This is a genomic window from Tenacibaculum skagerrakense, from assembly GCF_004345825.1.
GTDB lineage: Bacteria > Bacteroidota > Bacteroidia > Flavobacteriales > Flavobacteriaceae > Polaribacter > Polaribacter skagerrakensis.
In genome coordinates this window covers 194,669-216,942 of the sequence record NZ_SLXM01000002.1, presented here as the reverse complement: position 1 = coordinate 216,942, position 22,274 = coordinate 194,669, and the positions used below count along the sequence as shown (strand labels likewise).

Sequence of the window (22,274 nt, the reverse complement as noted above, 5' to 3'; positions counted from 1 at the left end):
TTAAAACACTGAAATTCTGTAGTATATTTGTTGTAAAGTTTGTTTCATTATAATTATTTATAGTAGTTAATTTGGTTTGTAAAGGACTATTTGTTGAGGACAACGAGTAGTCCTTTTTATTTTTTAGAACTCATTAACTATTTTTTATCTTTTGAATTGTTTCTAAAAAGGCTTTTTTATCATCTACTATAAAAGCTAACGCATTTGTGTTTTTCTTTATTCCATAAATAGTTTCATACTCAATTCTCTCCTTGAAATATAATATGGTATTATGACCAGCCAATTTTCCTAAAAAAGAAAAGTAATGTATCGTCTCATCCTCTATTTCTTTAGATGAAAAAGTAACTTTTTCAATTGTATCTAAAGGAATTGTTGCCAAACCAGCAAAACCAAATCGTACAATTAATTCATTTCTTTCTTCATTAATTTCTATAGGTCTTTTACTAATCGCTATAAATAATGCTAAAAACTGTAATAAGGTATAACAACTAAGTATCGTTAAAATCCAAGCCGTTATCTCACTCCACCTTACTATGAAAAAATGCAATACAAAAGTTTCTATTAACATAACTAACAGTATGCCTAATAGTACACTATTATAAGTTCCTTCCTTATGATATGAGAATGAATTTTTAGTTTTCTTTATTGATTTCCAAGAAAAAAACAGATAATAAAATACCGTAATTTCAGTAGCTAAAAAATGAGCTATTCTTTTTGGAAAAAGTTCTTCAGAGGCTATTTGAATAGTTGTAAAAAAATCTGTGCTTTCATTGCTGCTTTTAAAACTTTTAAAAAGTAATCGTGCTTTGTAAAATACGAAACCTAGCACACCTACTTCTACAACCGGAATCATAATATTCTTTACAGATTTCAATAAGTACTGATCTGATTCAGGAATGAGAAAGGCTGCTATAAGAGTAGAAACAACTGTTACGGAAAGCACTGTAATCTTTGGAATTGCCCTTTTTCTAATTAATAAGAAATACAATAAAGGGATGGTAAGTACAAAATCAATTGTAATGTAAACCGATAAATCCACTTTATAATAACTTGACTTTAATAAAAGTATTAAGCTTAAAAAAAGAAGAGCAGGAATAATTATAAAATTATACCTGCTCCAATATTTATATGATAAAAACATAACTAATTAATTGTAATTATTAGTAGCATTTTGTAATAGTTTGTTACGTTTAATATCAACTAATTTTGATTAATTATTCCTTTTTGTAAACTACTCCATTTTTCATTACAAAAACAACTTTCTCCATTGTTTTAATATTTTTCGTAGGATCTTCATCTACAGCAATGATATCAGCATAAAAACCTTTAGCAATTTGTCCTATTTCAGTATCCATCTTTAAAATTTTAGCATTGGTAATTGTTGCCGACTGAATAGTTTCCATAGCTGGCATTCCTGCCTCAACCATATATCCAAATTCTTTACCATTATTTCCGTGTTTAAAAACTCCTGCATCAGTACCAAAAGCTATACCAACACCACGCTTATACGCTTTTTTAAATGTACCTTGAATTTGAGGTCCAACTGCTAATGCTTTTGGAACTACAATTTCAGGATAATAACCTTTTACTTTAGCTTTCTCTTCTACTTCTTTTCCTGCTGTAATAGTTGGCACTAAATACACATCATGCTTTTTCATTAAATCCATAGTAGCCTCGCTCATATAAGTTCCGTGCTCTATAGTTTTTACTCCGCCAATAATAGCACGTTGCATTCCTTCATCTCCATGCGCATGTGCAGCTACATGCATGCCATAATCTTTTGCAGTTTCACAAATCGCTTTTATTTCCTCTACAGTAAACTGAGGATTATCTCCACTTTTAGCAACACTTAACACACCTCCAGTAGCAGTAATTTTAATACAATCAGCCCCATTTTTATAACGCTGACGAACAGCTTTTTTAGCATCTTCAACACTATTTACAATTCCTTCTTTTGGGCCAGGGTCACCAATTAAAACTCTTCTACTCCCATTTGTTGGGTCTGCATGACCTCCTGTAGTTGCTAAAGACTTTCCAGCAGTAAATACTCTAGGACCTGGAATTTTACCAGCATCAATTGCTTTTCTAATCGAAATATTCACCCCTGTACCTCCTAGGTCTCTAACTGTAGTAAAACCTTTTAATAAAGTTGTTTTAGCAAAACCTACAGAATTAAAAGCAACATCTGCTTCATCTAATACATATCTATCCAATCGTGTTCTTGGTCCAAATTCATTTTCGATATGAACATGCATATCTATCAAACCTGGCATTACAACTTTATTTTTTAAATCAATTAATTTATCTGTTTTACTTCTTGGAATTACATAACCATCAATTACATTAGAAATCTTATTCTCTTGAACAACTATCGTTTGTTTTGATTTAATTGTTCCAGATTTTGTGTCAATTAATTTTCCGCAAAGAATGTAGGTAGTCTGTCCAAACAAACTAATCGTTGAAAAAACAAATAAACAAAGGAGTAGTATTTTTCTCATTTTTAATAAAAAATTAGGTTTAATAGAACTCTAAAATAGCTAATTTCACAATACAATGGCAAAAGTTGTGTAACAGAAAATAAAATCGCAATTTTGATTTACTAATTAGCAAACTATTTTATGGAAAGATTCTCAGGGCTTTTTTCGGATAAAAAACAATTTAATTATTTTGGAAAAGGAAGTGAATTCGCGCTTATTTTTTTCAAAAATATATTCTTAACAATTATCACTCTTGGAATTTATTATCCATGGGCAAAAGTTGAGATATTAAACTATCATTATAAATCTACAGAAATTGACAAAAATGCTTTTGTTTTTCACGGAACAGGAAAAGAAGTGTTCTTCGGATTTTTAAAAATTTATGCTGTTCTTTTTCTTTTCTATGCTTTTTTAGGCTATGGAGCTCTAATTGACAGTCCGACGTTTACTGGAATAACAGTAGGAGTTTTTTATTTATTCTTTATTTTAATTATTCCTTTCGCTATTCATGGTGCTGTACGTTATAGAGCATCTAAAAGCTCATGGAAAGGAATTCATTTTTCGTATTTAGGAGACAAAATGGAATTGTTCTGGAAATGTATGATTGGAACTTTACTTACCTTTCTAACATTAGGAATTTACGGCGCTTGGTTTAGCGTTGATTTAAGAAAATATGTTTTAAGTCATTTACGCTTTGGTAATCTATCCTTTGATTTTAAAGGAAAAGGAGATACATTATTTTGGATTAATCTTAAATTCTTTTTCCTATTTTATTTAACTCTGGGTATTTACACAATTTGGTATATCAAAGAATTATATACTTTCTATGCTGAAAACACTAAAATTACTCAAAACGGAAGAGATATTAGCTTACGTTTTAATGCTAAAGCTGGCGATATCTTTGAGTTATTAGTTGTAAACTTTTTATTAGCTTTTTTTACTCTTGGACTTGCAACTCCTTGGGTAATTATTAGAACTCAAACATTTATTTTTAGGTTTTTAGAAATTGAAGAAGGACTCGATACTGATGCGATTCAGAAAATAAACTACGATAATTATAACGATGCTTCTGGAGATAGTTTCTTAGATTTTCTAGAGATTGATCTTTTATAACAACCATATTGATGAAGAAAAACATAGTAATTACAGGTACTAGTAGAGGAATTGGTTTTGAGTTAGCCCAGCAGTTTGCTAACGAAGGACATCAAGTTATAGCCTTATCAAGAAACAGCATTCCACTAGAAAATATAAATCATAAGAACATACTTCCTATAGCTACAGATTTAATGGATGAGGCTTCATTAGAGAAAGCAGCTTTAACTATTATTGAAAAATTTGGACAAATTGATATTTTGATTCATAATGCTGGAATGTTGGTAAACAAACCTTTTGAAGAATTAAACTCTCAAGACTTTTTAAAAGTGTACCAAGTAAATGTGTTTGCTGTAGCACAACTAACACAAAAGTTAGTTCCTCATATGAAACCTGGCAGTCATGTAATTACGATTAGTAGTATGGGAGGAATTCAAGGAAGTATGAAATTCCCTGGACTAGCAGCTTATAGTTCTGCAAAGGGTGCTGTAATAACCCTATCAGAATTATTAGCAGAAGAATACAAGGATAAAGGTATCGCTTTTAACGTATTGGCATTAGGTGCGGTTCAAACTGAAATGCTAGAAGAAGCTTTCCCAGGATATCAGGCTCCGATTACAGCAAAAGAAATGGCTAATTATATTTTTAATTTTGCTTTAACAGGAAATAAAATTTACAACGGAAAAGTATTACAAGTTTCTAGTTCAACACCATAAAAATTGACTAACATATTACAAAAATACATTGCCGAAAAAGCAATTCCTTTAGTAATCTACTTAATTAACGAGCATAAAGTAAATCTAAAAATTGTACATCAAAGGCAAACCAAGCATGGTGACTTTAGAACTTTACCTGATGGACGAACACAAATAACGGTTAACAACAATCTAAATAAGCATCAGTTTTTACTGACTTTAGTTCATGAAATTGCACATCATGTAACGCATAAAAAATTTGGCCGAGTACAACCACATGGTAAAGAGTGGAAAACCATTTTTCAGCATTTAATGTTGCCTTTTTTACAACCTGAAATTTATCCTCCAAAGATATTGCCGTACTTAGCAAATTATTTAAAAAACCCAAAAGCAAGCACCGATGCAGATGTAAATTTATCATTAGCATTACGAGAAGGTATGGCGGAATCAGGAAAGAGTTTTATATTTGAAATCCCGAATGAATGTATTTTTCAATATAAAAATACGTTATACAAACGTGGTGTGAAAAGAAGAACTCGATACGAGTGCTTAAATTTGAGTAACAACCGCGTGTATCTTTTTAACCAAAATGTTGAAGTTTTATACATAGAACAATAAAATCAATCTGATTTATGAAGAATAATTTTTACGCAGTAATCATGGCTGGTGGAGTCGGATCTAGATTCTGGCCTGTTAGTACCCAAAAATTTCCTAAACAATTTCATGACATGTTAGGAACTGGCCAATCATTAATTCAGCGTACATTTGAGCGAATTAATGAATTAGTACCTACTAGCAATATCTTAATTGCTACTAATGAAAACTACGAAAAATTAGTACTTCAACAAATCCCACAACTAAGTAGTAAGCAATTACTTTTAGAACCTGTTATGCGAAATACAGCACCTTGTATTTTGTATGCCGCTTTAAAAATATATCAACAAAACCCTGATGCTGTCATTTTAGTAGCTCCATCGGATCACTGGATTAAAGATGAGGGAGAGTTTTTAAGAAATATTCAAACCTCATTTGAAGCTTGTGCTAAAGATGATATTTTAATGACTTTAGGTATACAACCAGATCATCCAAATACAGGTTATGGTTACATACAGTACGAAAGCACTAACTCAGAAATAAAAAAAGTAAAAAACTTCACTGAAAAACCAGATTTAAAAACCGCTGAATCGTTTTTAGCAAGTGGTGATTATTTGTGGAATGCAGGAATTTTTGTTTGGTCTGCGAAAAGCATCTTAAAAGCTTTTAAAGAATTTTTACCTGATATGGTAAACGTATTAGATGATGGAAATAATGTTTACAATTCAGATTTTGAAGATGATTTTATAAAAAGCAATTATAAAAATTGTGAAAATATTTCTATTGACTTTGGAATTATGGAACGTGCTAACAATGTACATGTTTTACCTGTAGATTTTGGATGGAACGATCTAGGAACTTGGGGTTCTTTGTATGGAAAGTTAAAGAAAGATGAAAATGAAAACGCCGTAGTTGGTGCTAATGTAATCTTTAGAGACGCCAAAGGTAATATGATTCGTACTGAAAACGGAAAACGAGTTGTAATACAAGGATTAGAAGATTTTATTGTCGTTGAAAAGAAAGATATTATAATGATTTGCCCAAGAAAAGACGATCAAGATATTAAAGAAATTATGTCTGAAGCTGGAGATTATTTTGGTAAGAAGTTTGTTTAAAAATTACAATCCTTAACCATAATAACCAAAAACAGTTAAAATATCGAATTTCATAACAAAAATTAGTCAAATTATACAATTCCCACCACAAATTTTAACAAAAACTGGCTTCTGAACAATTTTAAGCTAATTTTGACGTTTACTGTCTTGAATTGATTGGGGCATCAGTTCATTAAGTAATACTGAATAAATATGTAAGTAAAAGATTACTGATCTTTTACTGGGGGAAAAATGAAAAATAAACTTTTACTACTAGCATTTGCTATTTCTTTTTTAGCAAATGCACAACAATATACCTACGGTATTTATTTTCCTGATGGGGACAGAGAAGATAAATGTAATGCGTTCACTAAGGTTTTTAAACAAAAGCCTAATTATGTTCGTTTTGGAGTTCGCCTAGAAGATAATAAGTTATACTTTGAAGTAAATAATAAAAACTGGTACAATGCCTTGTTTAAAGAAAAAGGTGATGGTATTGCTGTTGATATTGTTCGAAGAAATAGATATGCTTGCGATAAAGAAGTAAAACCATCTCAAATTCGTGGTGTGCTTTTACCTCCTGTATATGAAATTAATAAACCAGGAAAATTAAAAAGTGTAAGTAGAAATAGGTATAGAGTTTACATTGGAAAAGTCCCATCAAATTTACAGAAAGAAGAGATTGAGTTTAACTTACTTTTCTTACACAATAAAGCTTTTTGTAAGTATTATACTATCTACAATTTAGAAAAATACCCAAGAGAATTGTTGGATATGGGAGTGTATTTAGACGATATTACGTTTAAGAATAAAAAAATCACTTCTAATAAAAACGATATTGTTACTAAGTATAAAAAAATGACATTTTCTATTCCTTTTGAAAAAGACAAATGGGAATACAAACCAGAAGATATTAAACCCCTATACGATTCTTTAAAGCTTACAGATTATAATATTAAAAAAATAGATATTAATGCTTATGCTTCTGTAGAAGGAAGTAGTGATAGAAACTTCATTTTGCAAAGACAACGTGCAAAGAGTATTGCAGGTTCTTTACAATCTTTTCAAGAACCTAGTATCATCACACGTATATCAACCTCAGAAAATTGGGTAGAGTTTTTTAATGACATTAAAAAAACGAAACATAAGAAACTGGTTAAGCTTCCTAAGAAGAATGTAAAAGCAAAACTAATTAATGAATATGCAGCTAACCTAGAGCCAATTTTACGAAATCACAGAAAAGCAGTTGTTGTTTTATCTCTCGAAAAAAAGGATGAATATAAAACATTGCATGTTGACCAATTAGTAACTCTTTTCAATAAAGCTGTTCGTGCAGATAAACTAGAAGAAGCTTGCCAAATTCAAAATTCGATTTTAGATAGACTTCGAGATAAATTTAAGCCTGAAGTACTAAAAAACATGAAGATTCCTAAAAGTAAGAAATACTTAAGATTGCTTACTAAAAACTGTATCTTCAAATATTTTGTTGATTTAAAACAAACCCTAAACGTTGAAAAAGAGTTATTACAACTTGAAAAGTTAGAACCTAATGACAAACGTTTAAAGTATAACTTAGCTGTTTTAAAATTTATTATTTGGAAACACAAAGCAAGAGTTATTGATAGAGATCAGTTTAAAGAGGAAATTATCGGCTTAAAAAACTATGGAATTTCAAAAGAATTGATTGACAAGATGATTGTCAACTACCATATTATTAAAGCTGAAGAAGATGTAAGAAAAAATGACTATAAGGGTAAAGATAGCTCTGTGAACTATGTTTTAAAATCGTATCAAAACTTAGAACTTTCTGATTTTGATTACTTAAGTATTGCTCAGTTTTTTACTTATTATTCTAGTATTTACGATGCAATTAATACGATAGAAAATAAGGTAAACAATATTACTGTAGATGAAGATTTATTGTTCTATTACTTAAACCTTACAATCACCAAAGAAGAATTAACGAACACTGAAGAATACAGAACCGTAATGCTAAACGCTATTAATATGAATAAAAAACGTTTCTGTGGTTTGTACAATTCTGCTTTAAATAAAGGGGTAACTTTTCAGTTATTAGAAGATGACTTTTTAAGAGCTACGTATTGTGAGAATTGTAGTAAATAGGTTTTTTTGAAGCTATTTGTTTACAAATTTTTTCACTTCTAAATCAAAAGACTCCTGATTAGATAAAAAAGAGTTATGAATTTCGATATAATACAAATTCTCTAGTTTTCCTTTTAATCGAACATAATCTTTTTCTGTGGTTAGTATTATCTTGTTATCTGATTGTAATTTTGATTGCTCCTTTTTTATTTTGAAAATATCTTGCTCAGAAAAATGATGATGATCTGGATATTTTAAATGAGTAAAATCTATTTTTTTGTCTTTTAAATACGATAGTAAACTAGTTGGATTTGCAATTCCAGTCACTAACACGATTTCTTCTTTTAAATCACCAAGTTGTAATTCACTATCCGTGCCTTTCAAATGCTCATTATATTCAATTTTTGAAAAATACAATTGCTGACTTGGCAGTAACTGTAACCTCTTCTTAATTGATTTCATTTCATTTTCGTTTAACTCATTAGGACATTTCGTAACCACAATTACATCTGCTCTTTTAGCTCCTCTCCTACTTTCACGTAAATTTCCTGTAGGCAATAAAAAATCATTCACATACAAATCGTTGTACTTCGTCAGTAAAATATAAAACCCCGCTTTTACTTTTCTATGCTGATACGCATCATCTAATAAAATTACATCTGGTTTTACTTCAGTTAATAACTGATGAATCCCATTGGTTCTATTAGCATCGACTGCTACATGAATATCTTCATATTTTGAGAAGAATTGCAACGGCTCATCTCCCACATCTTCGGCAGTATGTGTTTTATTCACTAACTGAAATCCCACTGTTTTTCGTTTATAACCTCTACTCAACACAGCTACTTTAAAATCTTGTTGTAATAAACGAATCAAATATTCTATCTGTGGCGTTTTCCCTGTTCCTCCTACTGATAAATTTCCTACAGCAATAACTGGGATATCAAATGAAGTTGATTTTAAAACATTTCTATCAAATAAAAAGTTACGAACTCGAGTAATCAAATCGTATACAACTGCAAAAGGAAATACTAAAAAACGGATTAATTTCATTGAAACGAAAATACATTAAAAATCTTAACTTTGATGTTGCTAAATTTAGGCGATGATAATTAGAGATATTACAAATTATATAGAAGAAATTGCTCCGCTATCCTATGCGGAAGATTTTGATAATGTAGGATTATTAGTTGGTAATTACAACACTAAAGTAACTGGAGTTTTAGTAACATTAGATACTTTAGAAGAAACTGTTGACGAAGCAATTGCTAACAACTGCAACTTGATTGTAAGCTTCCATCCCATCATATTTGGAGGATTGAAAAAATTGAATGGCAATAATTATGTTGAACGTGTTGTACTAAAAGCTATTAAAAATGATATTGCTATTTATGCCACACATACTGCTTTAGACAACTCAAAAGTTGGTGTTTCTGCTAAAATGTGTGAAGTTTTGAACCTTCAGAACACCAAGGTTTTAATTCCTAAAAAAGGCATTATAAAAAAATTAACAACCTATGTTCCTTTTGCTGAAGCCAATAATTTACGAGAAAAATTATTTGAAGCTGGTGCAGGAACTATTGGTAATTATGACAATTGTTCTTTTAATATAGAAGGAAAAGGTAGTTACAGAGGAAATGAACATTCCAATCCTACAGTCGGAAAAAAAGGAGAATTACAATTCGAAGAAGAAACCTGTATCACAGTTACTTTTGAAAGTTATTTAGAAGGAAAAATTCTAACACAACTTTTTAAATACCACCCATATGAAGAAGTAGCTTATGAAGTTATTACGCTAAACAATTCTCATCAAAATATTGGAATGGGAATGATTGGAGAGTTTGAAAATCCTATGAATGAAACTGAATTTTTACAGCTTGTAAAATCATCCTTTAAAACCGATTGTGTCAGACACTCTAAATTGTTAGGAAAACAAATAAAAAAAGTAGCTGTTTTAGGAGGCGCAGGTAGTTTTGCTATTTCAAACGCAATCAGAGAGAAAGCAGATGCATACGTAAGTGCAGACTTTAAATATCACGAATTTTACAAAGCTGAAGAACGTATTTTACTAGCTGATGTTGGGCATTATGAAAGTGAACAGTTTACAAAAAATCTTTTAGTTGATTATCTTACAAAAAAATTCACTAATTTTGCAATTCGTTTAAGCGAAAAGAGTACAAATCCAATACATTATATTTAAGTAAACAATGGCAAAAAAAGAAGTAACGGTAGAACAAAAGTTAAGAGCGCTATACGACTTACAATTAATTGACTCTAGAATTGATGAAATTAGAAGCGTTCGTGGAGAATTACCTTTAGAAGTAGAAGATTTAGAAGATGAAGTTGCCGGATTAAATACAAGACTTTCAAACTTAGCTCAAGATATTGATAATTTAAACACTGATATCAGTAATAAAAAATTAGCAATTGAAGAGTCTAAAGCATTGATTAAAAAATATGCTGAACAACAAAAAAATGTTCGCAATAACCGTGAGTTTGATTCTTTAAGTAAGGAAGTAGAGTTTCAAGAATTAGAAATTCAATTAGCTGAAAAAAGAATTAAAGAATTTAAAGCTAAAATAGCTCAAAAGAAGCAAGTTGTAGATTCAACTAAAGAGAAGTTAAACTTACAAGAAGGTCATTTAAATGCCAAAAAATCGGAATTAGATGCTATCTTAAAGGAAACTGAAAAGGAAGAAAAGTTATTACTTGAAAAGTCTGAAGAATTCTCACAATCTATTGATGAGCATTTATTATCTGCCTATACAAGAATTCGTAACAAAGTGAAAAATGGTTTAGCTGTTGTTTCTATTGAGCGTGGAGCTGCTGGAGGTTCTTTCTTTACAATTCCACCACAAGTACAATTAGAAATTGCTAACAGAAAGAAAATCACTATCGACGAGCACAGTGGTCGTATCTTAGTAGACGCTGCTCTTGCTGCGGAAGAGAGAGAGAAAATTGAAAATTTAATCTTTTAAGAGATACACCAATATAATGAGTCGTCCTAAAATAGGTTGACAGGTTTTAAAAATATTATTTAAACCAGAGAAATTAATTTCTCTGGTTTTTTGTTGTGTATAAAATTAGGTGTTTTCATGTTCAAACTCAAGTGTGGTCTTAAATTATTATAAACATTTATTGATTGTTCAACGAGTTTTTCCAGTTCCTTACCTGTATTACATTTATAAATTAAAAATTCATGTTTCAAAATTCCATTGATTCTTTCTGCTAAAGCATTTTGATAACAGTCATATCCATCTGTCATTGATGCTTTTATTTCTTGTTCGACTAGCTTGTTTTGATATATTGTTGAACAGTATTGTAATCCTCTATCAGAATGATGAATCATTGGTCCAGATGTAATTCTATTTTTAATGGCCATAGTTAATGCTTTAACCACATTTTCTGCACTCATATCATCGCTTAGATGATATCCCATAATCTTTCTACTAAAAGCATCGGTTACTAAAGATAAATAATGGGTTTGTTCTCTACTTTTCACATAAGTAATATCGCTGACAAAGTATTGTTCTGGTTTCTCTGCCTTTGCATCTTTAATCAGATTTGGATATTTGCGTAACCAATGTTTAGAGTTAGTGGTTTTAGTATAATTCTTTTTAGGTTTGATTAACATAGATTCTGATCGCAAGTAATCAAATAGGGCATCTCTACCTATTTTTATGCCTTGACTATTAAAACTCATCCTTTAGCAAATAATACAACTTACGAGTGCCTATTCTAGGCATTTGCATACGTATTTGAATGACTAAAGGTTTAATCTTTGAGAGTTGTACTCTTCGAGCATGCTCACGCTTAATACTTTGATAGAATCCTTGTCTTGATATCTCAAACAATCGACAACAACGAGATAAACTTATCTTTTGTTCTTGTCTGATGCGTTGGATTGTTGAGATAAATACTTTTTTCTAATAGAAGTCCCATATTGACTATCGGAGATATCAATCATGGTATTAAGAATCTGATTCTTTAACTTTTGATCTTCTAATTCGCGTTCTAATCGCTTAATCTTTTGCGCAGGTGTTTCTTTGGATTTTGATTTCATTAGTAAGGCAGGTTTGCTCCAGTCTAAGATACCATGTTTTCTCAGCCAAACCAAAACGGTACTCCTCCCTTGAATACCATACTTCTTCTGAGCTTGTTTATAAGTTAACTCGCCTTTTTCTACTTGGGAAACTACAGCTAATTTAAAGCCTAAATTGTAATCACGCTGGGTACGCTTTTTCTTGTCTACATTGTTATTCATAAAATAAATCAAATTTGTGTCAACTTATTTCAGGACGAGACATAAAAAATTAAAAAAGCGGCTTTTAAAAGCCGCTTTTTTAATTTTTATACTATATTCATTATTATTATTATTAAAATTGTTGGTATAAGTATGCACCATAAAAAAAGATAGGCACAGTTTAGTAACTGTGCCTATTTAATTATTTTCTAGTCTTTAATTATACTCTTTTAAAAACGTAAGTAACTTCGAATCCGAAAGGAGAAACTTCCTCAATAACTAATTTTGTTTCCGTTATTTCTTTTATAAATAAACCATCAAAAAATTTATCTCCAAATTCGTAATCAACAGAATTATTTGAATCTAATAAGTCTTTGATCGAGAATAATACAATTGTAATTCTATTATCATCCTCATCAAAAGCCCAATTACCGTATCTTTCTTCATCCATCTTTTCCGAGTCAGTACTATAAACTACAGTACAAGTTTCAGCAGAAGCACTATAATCCAGATAAACTGTTTCTCCCTTTTGAGAATCATTATAAGATCCATCTTCGTTGAAATAAACCAAAATATCTTGAGAGATAATATTCGATTCTAAAACATTGATGGTTCCTCCATTATTACAGTCGATGTCGAAAGTGTCATCAATATCAGTAATTTCTTCTAATTTCCACTTTCCAACTAATTGAGCATTTCCACCCCAAGCCTCAATGGTTACACATACCGTTTCAATGGTACTTACATTATTTTGACTATCATAAAGACAAATATCGTAACAGAATTCTCCTGCTGGAACTGTTGTTTTTAAATCTACATTAATAACAGTCTCTGAGTTTTTATTTACAAGTGTAGTTGATTCTATTTTTTTATTGATAATAGAAGAGTTTGCAAAACTTCCTTTATTTGAGAAACTAGTTCCAAAAGAAGATGCAGGAACATCAAAATAATCTGCAGTTACATTTCCATCTACATCTTTAAACCTAATATAAGCTCCAGCAACATCTGCATTTGAAGAAAATTTGATATCAAAACCTGAACTTTGAAAACCTTTCTGAGAGTTACTTGTAATATTGAAATCTAGGTTACTGTTTGGAGATGGAGGATTTCCACTATTTTTTGTCGCTCCATTAATGATAATACCACTTTCTAAGATTGCAACATCCGTTTTATTGTCCTCTAAAGCATTTTGTTGATCTGCAACTTCTTGGTTTCCTGAACCACTTATATTGTTATCATCATTACAAGATATTGTAATACATAAGAATAGCGCACTTAGCGCGATGCTGAATTTCTTCATAGCTTATTTATTTTAATTATTATTGGAGCAAATGTAAATAATAAAAAAAGAAAAAGAGCAACTTATAGCTGCTCTTTTTTTTAATGTTTCTTTCAGGAAATTAATCAAATGTTGTATTCAGTTTTATATAGTCTAAAAACTCTCTTTTAGTCTCTTTATTTTTGAATTTTCCTCCAAACTCTGCAGTTACTGTAGAGCTCTCGATATCTTTAATTCCACGTGAATTTACACATAAATGTTTTGCATCGATAACACAAGCTACATCATCTGTTCCTAAAGCCTCTTGCATAGCTTGAACAACTTGCATAGTTAAACGCTCTTGAACCTGTGGTCTTTTAGAGAAGTATTCAACAATACGATTCATCTTTGATAAACCAATTACTTTACCATTAGAAATATAAGCAACATGTGCTCTACCAACAATTGGTAATAAGTGATGCTCACAAGTAGAATACACTATAATATTCTTTTCCACTAACATCTCTCCATACTTATAATTATTATCAAAAGTAGAAGCCGATGGTTTGTTTTTAGGGTTTAACCCCATAAACATTTCATTTACGAAAGCCTTAGCAACACGTTTTGGTGTTCCTTTTAAGCTATCATCTGTTAAATCCATACCCAAAGTTTCAAGGATATCTTTAACGCTATCTTGGATTTTTGCAATCTTTTCTTCGTCCGAAATATCAAAAGCATCTGCACGCAATGGCGTTTTTGCTGATGTTCCAACGTGGTTCTCACCTATTTCGTCTATTCTATCGTCTATCATATTATTATGGATCTCGAACATAACTTTTTGTTTAATGTTTTTTTGCAAAGATAAAACAAAAAGTTCTTTTTATTGTACTATTTTAATTATTTCCTTGATTGTAAGGAGTTTTTCTTCTCTTGTTTTTGTGTCCTTAAACTTGAATTGTCCATTATCGACATCAGTAATTACAAAATCTATGCCTCTTTTATCAACATATTTCCATTGTTTTTTCTGTTGATTATTACTTGATGCAAGATCTGGATACAATTCTGATTTAATTCCATTAGTTCTTAATTCTGCAATGGCTTTCATCTTAACTAATGATTCATTCTCTTCGAAATTTAAGAATAAAACTTTGGGTTTTGGTAATTCAACAGCTTCAAAAAGACCTAATTCTTCCATTACCAAATAAATTCGGTCTAAACCAAACGAAATTCCGACTCCACTTACATCCTTTAAACCAAATATACCTGTCAAATCATCATATCTTCCACCACCTCCAATAGAGCCAATTTTCACTTCTTTTGGAGCTGAAACCTCAAAAATAGCTCCTGTGTAATAATTTAATCCTCTAGCTAAAGTAACATCTAATTCAAGTGTAGCTGTTTGCAATTCTAATTCTTGAATATTCTCAATTACAAAACGTAATTCTTCAACTCCTTTTGTTCCTTCTTCAGATGTTATAAGCATATCTGCTAAAGCATTTAGCTTATCATTATTACTTCCTGTAAACTCAAATAAAGGTTGAACCTTCTGAATTGCTTCTTCAGAAATTCCTTTTGAAATCATTTCAGCAACAACACCATCTTTACCAATTTTATCTAACTTATCTAAAGCAACTGTAAAATCAATTAGCTTGTCTTTTGCACCAATAACCTCAGCTATTCCAGATAAAATCTTTCGATTGTTGATTTTAATGGTCGTTCCTTGAACATTTAACTTACTAAAAACGGAATCATACAATTGAACAAACTCTACCTCTTGCCATAAAGAAGTACTTCCTACAACATCTGCATCACATTGATAAAATTCTCTAAAACGTCCTTTTTGAGGCTTATCTGCTCTCCAAACGGGTTGAATTTGATAACGTTTAAACGGAAAAGTAATCTCGTTTTGGTGTTGTACAACATAACGTGCAAAAGGCACTGTTAAATCGTAACGTAACGCTTTTTCAGAAATCTGAGTAGTAACTTTATTACTATCCTTTTCTGATAACAAAGCATCATCTACTTTAGTTAAATAATCACCTGAATTTAAAATTTTAAAAATTAACCGATCTCCTTCCTCTCCATATTTTCCCATTAAGGTAGAAGAGTTTTCAAAACTAGGCGTTTCTATTGGTTGAAAACCGAATAACTCAAAAGAATGCTTTATTGTATTAAAAATAAAGTTTCTTCTTGCTACTTCAGTAGATGAAAAGTCTCTCGTTCCCTTTGGAATACCTGGTTTCATAAGTTATAAATCAATTAAAAAATAAATAGTGTTTATTTAAGCCTGCAAATATCTGAATTTATTGGCGGATTATGAAGTTTTATTTCTACGTTTTAACTGATAGATAGATGCATTTAGTTCAAAACCTAATAGTAATACAATTGCATTTAACCATATAAACAACATCAAAATCAACAAAGTACCTATAGACCCGTATAGTTGATTGTATTTTGCGAACTTAACTACATAGATACCAAAAAGATAAAATGTAAATAAAGATACTACCGTTGTTAGTAACGCTCCAGCAGAAAAAAACTTGATTTGCTTCCCTTGTTTAGTTCCATATCTAAACAATATAGAAACAATTGTGTAAATCATTATAAGGAACAACAAACCTCTTCCTAAGTAAAACAGGTTCATTTCTCCCGTATCAAACCAACCAATTTTATCAATTTTTGAAAGTGCGATTTGATATAGAATGATAAGAGAAACGGTAACAATTAAAAAGAACGACATTAACAATGATACTCCTAACGACACTAGATATGAGCGAAATACATTTCGAAACTCACGTACATGATAAGAATACTCAAATCCTCCAAAAATAGCATTTACACCATTAGTCATTAAAAAAATTGAGGCTAAAAAACCAAATGATAATAAACCTCCATATTGATTGTTTAAAATATCTTTAATTACGCCATCTACCGCTTCAAAAGTTTTAGGAGGTAATGCCTCACGGATTAAATCGAATAACCCTTCTTGAAAACCTTCTATTGGTAAATATGGTATTAGCGTAAGTATGAACAGTAAAAAAGGAAAAATTGCCATAAAGAAGCTAAATGCAATTCCACCAGCACGAGTTGTTAATGCGCCTTTTACAATTCCAATAACATACATTTCCAGCACATCATAGAGCGATAATCCTTCTAAGCCTGGAATTTTAATTTGTTTCCCAAACTTTACCAACCAATTGATTACAGGTATTTTTTCTAGATTTTGTTCTATTTCTTCTGACATTTTTACTAGTTACAAAGATGCTAAGTTATGGTGTTTCAAAGTTACATAGATTATTAGTTAGTTAGGCTCAAAGTTTCTGAGATTATTAGCTACAAAGCGTTTAAATTAATAGCTCTTCCTGTTTGAAATCATCTTCTTTCTTTGAGTTTCCTAATTAAACTTGACAACATTCTTTCAATCTCTCTTGATAACTCAAATAATTTTTCAAATTTAAATTTGGTAACAAATTCGAGATTATATGAAATTTCTAATTGTGTTTGTAATTCAAACAAGGAAGCCATTGAGATATTTAAGAATCGTAAATAATCTTTTAAACCACTCCTTCCATAACCTTTTGCAATATTACTTGGTATCGAAATAGCACTTCTTCTTATTTGAGAGGTTATTCCATACTTTTCATCATCTGGAAAAGCTTTTGTAATCTTGTAGATTTCTGTAACAAAACTCATAGACTTTTGCCAGACAATTAATTCTCTAAATGTTTTCATAGCGTGTTTTATTTCAAAAATAAAAAGTTTTAACAACTATAAAAACTTTATAAACTACTATAATTAATTTTGACTCTGTGACTCTGTGACTAAAAAAACAAATTACTCTACCCTTATTCTGTATTTTTCTAATAGATTAACAACATTATCTTTAGAGAAAACAGCTTTTTCAATTTTATTGGTTTCTAAATCTATTGAAAAGTTACGCGATGTTTTAAAATTTACACTTCGTAAATCAGTTTGTTCAAAAATAGCACCCGTTAAATCACAGTTATCAAAATAGGAAAATTGTAAATCTACTTCAGTAAAATCAACTTCCTTGATACTACAATTAACAAACTGAAAATTTTGCATTTTCAGCTGATAGAAAGAAGCATAATCTAATTGACAATCGGTGAAGTTTATTTTCAACAAAAAAGGTTCTAACTCATGAAACTTAACACCTAATAACTTAGAATTATAAAAATGAACCTCTTTAAAACTAGATCCTTTTAATCGAGTATTACTAAAGTTACAATCGATAAACTCACATTCTAAAAATTCAGAGCTATTAATATGCAAATCGGAAAAATCACAACTCTTAAACGTACAAGAATCAAAGTCAGTTTTACTAAGTTGTTGACTAGTAAAACTGACTTTGGTATACATTTCATCATTGAAGTATTCGTTCATAGATCTTCTTGAAACTATAATTTAAATTCCAATATAGAATCATCTACATCAAAAATGTGAGGATAATGTTCTTTAATATTATTCACCATAAATTCGACTGGCACATCTTCAAAATGACCGTAATCATCAACATATTCCATGAACAAACTTCCAGAACTGTTATATTGTTGTAAAAAGGAATTGTTCTCTCCATCAAACTCTAAAGGTTCAACATTGAACATTTTACATAAAGCAGTATTAAATGCAGGTGACATTTTTAACCACTTTTCGTTTAATTCAACATTTACCATTCCATGTGGTGTAAGTTCATTAGAACCAAACTTTTCGGTTAAGCGCTCAACTGCTATATGGTTTTTTACTTTACCTAAATGCAATCGTGCGGGAACTCCTAGTCCCCGTAAACAAGAAATCAATAAAACAGATTTTTCTACACAATTTCCTGAAGAATTTTGACCTATATGACTGGCCTTATATTTTTCTTTAGAAAGACTTATTGTATATGGATCATAACGCCATTCATCTCGAACTTTATTATAGATTTGAATTGAATTTTCTTTATCTGTCAATCCTTTATCTTTAAATTCTGAGATAATATTCTGAATGACTTCATTACTATAATCAAAAAAATAAGTCTCTCTTAAGCAGTTCATTTATGTAAAACTTTATTGTAATCCTCTAGCTTTTAACATTGGCTCTGCTTTAGGATCTCTACCTGCAAATGTTTTATACATTTCTGCATAATCCATTGTGCTTCCTCTTGACAAAACTTCTTTACGGAATTTATCTCCATTTTCACGAGTTAACAAACCATTGCTTTTAAACCAATCGTATGCATCGTGACTTAACATTTCTGTCCATAGATACGAGTAATATCCGGCAGCATAACCTCCACTAAAAATATGAGCAAAATATGTAGAACGATATCTTGGTGGAATTTCATCAACATTCAATTTCATTTTTGCTAAAGCCTCTTTTTCAAATGCTGCTACATCATCAACTGAAGTATCAACACCAATTGTATGCCATTGCATATCTAAATTAGAAGAACATAAGTTTTCGATGATAGAATAACCTTGGTTAAAAGTTCCTGCATCTTTAATCTTCTTTAGCAAAGCATCCGGAATTACCTCTCCAGTTTTATAGTGTAAAGCATAGTTGTTTAACACTTCAGGATGCGTTGCCCAATTTTCATTAAACTGTGATGGAAACTCTACAAAATCTCTTGCTGTACTAGTTCCTGAAATTGAAGCATATTGCTGATCTCCAAACAAACCATGTAACGCATGACCAAACTCATGGAACATTGTTTCAACTTCATCAAAACTAATTAATGCTGGTTCTCCTTCAGCTGGTTTTGGTGAATTACACACATTATAAACCGCTGGTTTTTGATTACGTAATTTTGATTGCTTTACAAAAGCACTCATCCAAGCTCCTCCTCTTTTACTATCCCTAGCAAAAAAGTCTCCATAATATAACCCTAACTTACTCCCATCTTCTTCAAAGATTTCATAAACTACAACATCTGGGTGATAAACAGGAATGTCAGTACGCTTTTTAAAAGTTAAACCGTATAATTTTGTTGCTGCAAAGAATACTCCTTTTTCTAATACATTAGTAATTTCAAAATACTGCTTTACCTCTTCTTCATCTAAACTATACTTAGACTTACGAACTTTTTCAGCATAAAAATTCCAATCGTACGGAGTTAGTTTAAAATCCCCACTATTCTTTTCAATTTCTACTTGTATTTCTTTGATCTCCGATGCCGCTTTTTCTAAAGAACCAGGAATTAAGTTATTAAACATATCAAACACTTTATCTGGTGTAGAAGCCATGGTTCCTTGTAAACTCCAGCTAGCATAATTGTCAAATCCAAGGATTTTTGCTTTCTGAGCACGTAAAGTAACCATTTGCTTTACTAAGTCAGAAGTATCGTACTCACCACCTTCAGTTCTGCAAATAGATTTATTAAATAATTCTTTTCTAACCTCTCTATTTTCTAATGTTTGTAACGAAGGTTGTTGTGTAGTATTGATTAATTGAATTTCATACTTTCCGTCTTTCTCGATAGACTTAATTTTCTCTTCAGAGAATCCTTTTAACTTGGCTTTATCATCAACTACAACTCCGCCTTTTTTGCTTGCATCTAATAATTTCTTTCCAAAATCATTTGATAAACTCGCCAGTTTCGCATTGATATCTTTTAACTTCGCTTTGTCTTCTTCAGATAAATTTGCTCCTGCCTTTGCAAACCTTTTAAAGGTTTCTTTAACTAAATGTTTTGACTCAGCATCTAAATTCAATGACTCAAGATTCTCATGAACCTTTTTTATTCTCTCGAAAAGTTTAGTATTTAATAAAATATCATCTGTATGCTTAGAGAATTTCGGCGCTAACTCTTTTTGATTTTCTTTGATTACATCATTTGTATGAGCTCCAGCTAATGCATAAAAAACTGCCGTAACATTATCTAAGGTTTTACTACTTTCCTCTAAGGCTAAAATTGTATTTTCAAAAGTTGGTTCCTCTGTATTTGAAACAATTTTGGCAATTTCTTCATTTTGAACCTCCATACCTTTTAAAATTGCAGGCATAAAATGTTCGTTCTTAATTTTTGTAAAATCAGGAACCCCATAATCTAAAGTACTTTTAACTAATAATGGATTTTCTGAAGTACTCATATCATCTGTATCTTTTTTGGTTTCTTTGGTATTACAACTAACTGCTAAAGCAATTGTTGCCATAAAAATGTATTTTTTCATTTACTATGTGTTTGATTAATCTACTGCTTTTAGACTTAAGTCTAAATTATATACGGAATGTGTAAGCGCTCCTGAAGAGATAAAATCTACTCCACATTCGGCATACTTACGAATTGTTTGTTCATTAATTCCACCTGAACTCTCGGTTAAACATTGATCACCTATAAGTTCAACAGCTTTTCTTGTATCTTCATAATTGAAATTATCAATTAAAATTCGGTATACTCCTTCATTTGATAAAATCTCTTTGATTTCCTCTAAATCTCTAGCCTCAACAATTATTTTAATATCTAATTTCTTTGCAGCTAAATAGGCTTTCGTTTTAGTAATTGCTTGTGTAATTCCGCCTGCAAAATCAATATGATTGTCTTTAATCATTACCATATCATACAAAGCAAAACGATGGTTCTCTCCGCCTCCAATTTTTACCGCCCACTTTTCTAAAGCTCTAATTCCTGGAGTTGTTTTACGCGTGTCTAATACTTTCGTTTTTGTTCCTTCTAATAAATCCATGAAAAAACGAGTCTTTGTTGCAATTGCACTCATTCGCTGCATTGCATTTAACACTAAACGCTCTGCTTGTAATATTGACTGTGATTTTCCAGATACATAAAATACAATATCTCCATACGATACTTTCTCTCCATCATTAATTAACACCTCAACCTCTAGACTTGGATCAACATACACAAAAACCATTTTAGCAAATTCAACTCCAGCTATAATTCCTTCATCTTTTACTAATAATTTTGCTCTTCCGGTAGCATTTTCTGGGATACATGATAATGATGTATGATCTCCGGTTCCAATATCTTCACGTATTGCATTCGCAATAATTAAATCAAGCTCTCTATTAAATTGTTCTTTAGATATCATTCTATTGTTGTTATTGATGTAAAAATAGCATTTTTACAATTATGAGTTATCAATTAGAAATCATGAATTAATTAAAACGGTAAAAAATTGGTGTTTCCTACTTCAACATTTGTAATTTTGAAGCATGAAAATTAAATTACTTGCTGTTGGAAAAACAGACGATAAAAACTTGAATCAATTAATTGAGCTTTATCAAGATCGATTAAAACATTATGTGAAGTTTGAGATAGAGATTATTCCAGATATCAAAAATGCTAAAAACTTATCGGAAGCACAGCAAAAAGAAAAAGAAGGTGAGCTGATTCTTTCTAAACTTCAAAATACCGATGAGCTTATTTTATTAGATGACAAAGGAAAGCACTATACCTCTATTGAATTTTCTAGTTTTCTTCAGAAGAAAATGAATTCTGGTATAAAACAATTGGTTTTAGTAATTGGAGGACCTTACGGTTTTTCAGATACTGTTTACAAAAAAGCAAACGGAAAGTTATCGTTATCAAAAATGACTTTTTCTCATCAAATGATTCGTTTATTTATTGTAGAACAAATTTATCGTGGTTTTACCATTTTAAGAAATGAACCGTATCATCATGAGTAATACAAAATAAACTACTTGACTAATTGAAAATAATATTTCACTCATTATAAATTTCATACGTTATAATAAATTTTG

At 30.6% G+C, this 22,274-nt stretch carries 20 protein-coding genes and 1 pseudogene; 8 read left to right on the top strand and 13 right to left on the bottom strand.

Features of this window, described 5'->3' with window-relative positions:
- Positions 1-133 precede the first annotated feature (133 nt).
- Together EV195_RS05310 and EV195_RS05305 are read right to left on the bottom strand one after the other, a co-directional pair.
- Positions 134-1,141 carry a hypothetical protein gene (locus EV195_RS05310; protein WP_132793698.1) on the bottom strand — a complete coding sequence of 336 codons (1,008 nt, stop codon included), beginning with the start codon at positions 1,139-1,141 and terminating at the stop codon, positions 134-136.
- 73 nt (positions 1,142-1,214) lie between these two features.
- Positions 1,215-2,498, bottom strand: a complete 1,284-nt coding sequence (locus EV195_RS05305) for a metal-dependent hydrolase family protein (protein ID WP_132793696.1) — start codon at positions 2,496-2,498, stop codon at positions 1,215-1,217.
- A 120-nt stretch (positions 2,499-2,618) separates the two neighbouring features.
- Between EV195_RS05305 and EV195_RS05300 the strand changes: the two genes are divergently transcribed.
- The 5 genes from EV195_RS05300 to EV195_RS05280 all read left to right on the top strand — a co-directional run bounded on the left by EV195_RS05300 (position 2,619) and on the right by EV195_RS05280 (position 8,076).
- Entirely contained in the window at positions 2,619-3,590 is a 972-nt protein-coding gene (locus tag EV195_RS05300) for a YjgN family protein (protein WP_132793694.1), read from the top strand.
- An 11-nt stretch (positions 3,591-3,601) separates the two neighbouring features.
- Positions 3,602-4,285, top strand: coding sequence for an SDR family NAD(P)-dependent oxidoreductase (locus tag EV195_RS05295; RefSeq protein ID WP_132793692.1), 684 nt, complete (start codon positions 3,602-3,604; stop codon positions 4,283-4,285).
- Between the two features lie 3 nt (positions 4,286-4,288).
- On the top strand, positions 4,289-4,882 hold the full coding sequence (locus EV195_RS05290) for a SprT-like domain-containing protein (RefSeq protein WP_132793690.1): 594 nt from the start codon (positions 4,289-4,291) through the stop codon (positions 4,880-4,882).
- Positions 4,883-4,896: 14 nt separating this feature from the next.
- Positions 4,897-5,973 carry a mannose-1-phosphate guanylyltransferase gene (locus EV195_RS05285; protein ID WP_132793688.1) on the top strand — a complete coding sequence of 359 codons (1,077 nt, stop codon included), beginning with the start codon at positions 4,897-4,899 and terminating at the stop codon, positions 5,971-5,973.
- 231 nt (positions 5,974-6,204) lie between these two features.
- A complete protein-coding gene (locus EV195_RS05280) occupies positions 6,205-8,076 on the top strand; it encodes a hypothetical protein (protein ID WP_132793686.1) in 1,872 nt (623 codons plus the stop codon).
- A gap of 12 nt (positions 8,077-8,088) precedes the next feature.
- On the opposite strand, the gene lpxK is transcribed toward EV195_RS05280, so the two are convergent.
- Positions 8,089-9,108, bottom strand: a complete 1,020-nt coding sequence (lpxK, locus tag EV195_RS05275; RefSeq protein ID WP_132793684.1) for a tetraacyldisaccharide 4'-kinase — start codon at positions 9,106-9,108, stop codon at positions 8,089-8,091.
- 52 nt (positions 9,109-9,160) lie between these two features.
- On the opposite strand from lpxK, the gene EV195_RS05270 reads away from it, so the two are divergent.
- Both EV195_RS05270 and EV195_RS05265 read left to right on the top strand, forming a co-directional pair.
- Positions 9,161-10,255 (top strand): Nif3-like dinuclear metal center hexameric protein, encoded by a 1,095-nt coding sequence (locus EV195_RS05270; protein WP_132793682.1) that lies wholly within the window; start codon positions 9,161-9,163, stop codon positions 10,253-10,255.
- A 7-nt stretch (positions 10,256-10,262) separates the two neighbouring features.
- Positions 10,263-11,033 (top strand): zinc ribbon domain-containing protein, encoded by a 771-nt coding sequence (locus tag EV195_RS05265; RefSeq protein ID WP_132793680.1) that lies wholly within the window; start codon positions 10,263-10,265, stop codon positions 11,031-11,033.
- Between the two features lie 59 nt (positions 11,034-11,092).
- Here EV195_RS05265 and EV195_RS05260 read toward each other — a convergent pair.
- From EV195_RS05260 to nadC, 10 genes and pseudogenes are all read right to left on the bottom strand, one after another.
- Positions 11,093-12,319: pseudogene (locus EV195_RS05260) on the bottom strand (IS3 family transposase).
- 199 nt (positions 12,320-12,518) lie between these two features.
- On the bottom strand, positions 12,519-13,598 hold the full coding sequence (locus tag EV195_RS05255) for a hypothetical protein (protein WP_132793678.1): 1,080 nt from the start codon (positions 13,596-13,598) through the stop codon (positions 12,519-12,521).
- Between the two features lie 100 nt (positions 13,599-13,698).
- A complete protein-coding gene (gene folE / locus EV195_RS05250; protein WP_132793676.1) occupies positions 13,699-14,388 on the bottom strand; it encodes a GTP cyclohydrolase I FolE in 690 nt (229 codons plus the stop codon).
- A 48-nt stretch (positions 14,389-14,436) separates the two neighbouring features.
- A complete protein-coding gene (hisS, locus tag EV195_RS05245; protein WP_132793674.1) occupies positions 14,437-15,801 on the bottom strand; it encodes a histidine--tRNA ligase in 1,365 nt (454 codons plus the stop codon).
- Between the two features lie 69 nt (positions 15,802-15,870).
- On the bottom strand, positions 15,871-16,800 hold the full coding sequence (locus EV195_RS05240; RefSeq protein ID WP_132793672.1) for a YihY/virulence factor BrkB family protein: 930 nt from the start codon (positions 16,798-16,800) through the stop codon (positions 15,871-15,873).
- Between the two features lie 128 nt (positions 16,801-16,928).
- Positions 16,929-17,288 carry a four helix bundle protein gene (locus tag EV195_RS05235; protein ID WP_132793670.1) on the bottom strand — a complete coding sequence of 120 codons (360 nt, stop codon included), beginning with the start codon at positions 17,286-17,288 and terminating at the stop codon, positions 16,929-16,931.
- A gap of 102 nt (positions 17,289-17,390) precedes the next feature.
- Positions 17,391-17,960, bottom strand: coding sequence for a pentapeptide repeat-containing protein (locus tag EV195_RS05230; protein WP_132793668.1), 570 nt, complete (start codon positions 17,958-17,960; stop codon positions 17,391-17,393).
- A gap of 14 nt (positions 17,961-17,974) precedes the next feature.
- Positions 17,975-18,610 carry a transglutaminase-like domain-containing protein gene (locus EV195_RS05225; RefSeq protein WP_132793666.1) on the bottom strand — a complete coding sequence of 212 codons (636 nt, stop codon included), beginning with the start codon at positions 18,608-18,610 and terminating at the stop codon, positions 17,975-17,977.
- Positions 18,611-18,622: 12 nt separating this feature from the next.
- Positions 18,623-20,725, bottom strand: coding sequence for a M3 family metallopeptidase (locus EV195_RS05220; RefSeq protein ID WP_132793664.1), 2,103 nt, complete (start codon positions 20,723-20,725; stop codon positions 18,623-18,625).
- A gap of 15 nt (positions 20,726-20,740) precedes the next feature.
- Entirely contained in the window at positions 20,741-21,601 is an 861-nt protein-coding gene (gene nadC, locus EV195_RS05215; protein WP_132793662.1) for a carboxylating nicotinate-nucleotide diphosphorylase, read from the bottom strand.
- A 124-nt stretch (positions 21,602-21,725) separates the two neighbouring features.
- Between nadC and rlmH the strand changes: the two genes are divergently transcribed.
- The gene (rlmH, locus tag EV195_RS05210; RefSeq protein WP_132793660.1) at positions 21,726-22,199 is read left to right on the top strand and encodes a 23S rRNA (pseudouridine(1915)-N(3))-methyltransferase RlmH; all 474 of its coding nucleotides are present in this window, start codon (positions 21,726-21,728) and stop codon (positions 22,197-22,199) included.
- Positions 22,200-22,274 lie beyond the last annotated feature (75 nt).

Bases quoted from the DNA above. Each gene is read 5' to 3' on its own strand.
- EV195_RS05310 (WP_132793698.1), bottom strand. From the start codon at position 1,141: ATGTTTTTATCATATAAATATTGGAGCAGGTATAATTTTATAATTATT.
- EV195_RS05305 (WP_132793696.1), bottom strand. From the start codon at position 2,498: ATGAGAAAAATACTACTCCTTTGTTTATTTGTTTTTTCAACGATTAGT.
- EV195_RS05300 (WP_132793694.1), top strand. From the start codon at position 2,619: ATGGAAAGATTCTCAGGGCTTTTTTCGGATAAAAAACAATTTAATTAT.
- EV195_RS05295 (WP_132793692.1), top strand. From the start codon at position 3,602: ATGAAGAAAAACATAGTAATTACAGGTACTAGTAGAGGAATTGGTTTT.
- EV195_RS05285 (WP_132793688.1), top strand. From the start codon at position 4,897: ATGAAGAATAATTTTTACGCAGTAATCATGGCTGGTGGAGTCGGATCT.
- EV195_RS05280 (WP_132793686.1), top strand. From the start codon at position 6,205: ATGAAAAATAAACTTTTACTACTAGCATTTGCTATTTCTTTTTTAGCA.
- lpxK (WP_132793684.1), bottom strand. From the start codon at position 9,108: ATGAAATTAATCCGTTTTTTAGTATTTCCTTTTGCAGTTGTATACGAT.
- EV195_RS05270 (WP_132793682.1), top strand. From the start codon at position 9,161: ATGATAATTAGAGATATTACAAATTATATAGAAGAAATTGCTCCGCTA.
- EV195_RS05265 (WP_132793680.1), top strand. From the start codon at position 10,263: ATGGCAAAAAAAGAAGTAACGGTAGAACAAAAGTTAAGAGCGCTATAC.
- EV195_RS05255 (WP_132793678.1), bottom strand. From the start codon at position 13,598: ATGAAGAAATTCAGCATCGCGCTAAGTGCGCTATTCTTATGTATTACA.
- folE (WP_132793676.1), bottom strand. From the start codon at position 14,388: ATGTTCGAGATCCATAATAATATGATAGACGATAGAATAGACGAAATA.
- hisS (WP_132793674.1), bottom strand. From the start codon at position 15,801: ATGAAACCAGGTATTCCAAAGGGAACGAGAGACTTTTCATCTACTGAA.
- EV195_RS05240 (WP_132793672.1), bottom strand. From the start codon at position 16,800: ATGTCAGAAGAAATAGAACAAAATCTAGAAAAAATACCTGTAATCAAT.
- EV195_RS05235 (WP_132793670.1), bottom strand. From the start codon at position 17,288: ATGAAAACATTTAGAGAATTAATTGTCTGGCAAAAGTCTATGAGTTTT.
- EV195_RS05230 (WP_132793668.1), bottom strand. From the start codon at position 17,960: ATGAACGAATACTTCAATGATGAAATGTATACCAAAGTCAGTTTTACT.
- EV195_RS05225 (WP_132793666.1), bottom strand. From the start codon at position 18,610: ATGAACTGCTTAAGAGAGACTTATTTTTTTGATTATAGTAATGAAGTC.
- EV195_RS05220 (WP_132793664.1), bottom strand. From the start codon at position 20,725: ATGAAAAAATACATTTTTATGGCAACAATTGCTTTAGCAGTTAGTTGT.
- nadC (WP_132793662.1), bottom strand. From the start codon at position 21,601: ATGATATCTAAAGAACAATTTAATAGAGAGCTTGATTTAATTATTGCG.
- rlmH (WP_132793660.1), top strand. From the start codon at position 21,726: ATGAAAATTAAATTACTTGCTGTTGGAAAAACAGACGATAAAAACTTG.